This is a genomic window from Massilia rubra, assembly GCF_011682065.1.
Taxonomy (GTDB): Bacteria; Pseudomonadota; Gammaproteobacteria; order Burkholderiales; family Burkholderiaceae_D; genus Telluria_A; species Telluria_A rubra.
The window spans coordinates 1-641 of record NZ_VUYU01000084.1; the positions used below are offsets into that span (position 1 = coordinate 1).

Genomic DNA, 641 nt, shown 5'->3' on the forward strand with positions numbered 1-641 from the left:
GTTCGCTGTCGACCTCGATGACCCGCCTGTCGACCGGCTACCGCATCAATTCGTCGATGGACGACGCCGCCGGCCTGCAGATCGCCACCCGCCTGAAAGCCCAGACCAGCGGCATGGCCGTTGCGATGCGCAACACCCAGAATTCGACCTCGATGCTGCAAACGGCTGAAGGCGCGCTCGACGAAGTGAGCAACATGCTGGTGCGCATGAAAGACCTGGCCACGCAAGCGGCCGATGCCTCCTCGACCGGCGCCGACAAGACCGCGATGCAGTCGGAATACGACGCCCTCGGCACCGAACTGTACAACGTGATGAATAACACCACCTTCGGCGGCGCCAAGCTGCTCGCCGGCGGCACCATCGCTTCGTCGATGACGTTCCAGATCGGTTCGAGCACCAGCGAAAAAATGACCGTCGACATGTCGGCCAGCATGACCACCCTGGGCACGGATGTTCTCGCCACCACCGCCAACTACGCCGCCGTAGCCGTCACCGGCACCGAACTGACCGGCGGCGGCACCGCCTCGACCTCGATCGACAAGCTCTCGACCGCGATCGCCTCGATCGGCACCGTGCGCTCGGCCCTGGGCGCCTCGGCCAACCGCCTCGAACACGTGTACAACAACCTGTCGAACATCAGC

Annotated in this window: 1 protein-coding gene; it reads left to right on the plus strand. The window is 64.4% G+C overall.

Translation table 11 applies throughout. From position 1 onward, the window contains the following. Positions 1–641 (plus strand): flagellin N-terminal helical domain-containing protein (locus F0185_RS34110; protein WP_167233124.1); only part of this gene is annotated, 641 nt, incomplete at both ends.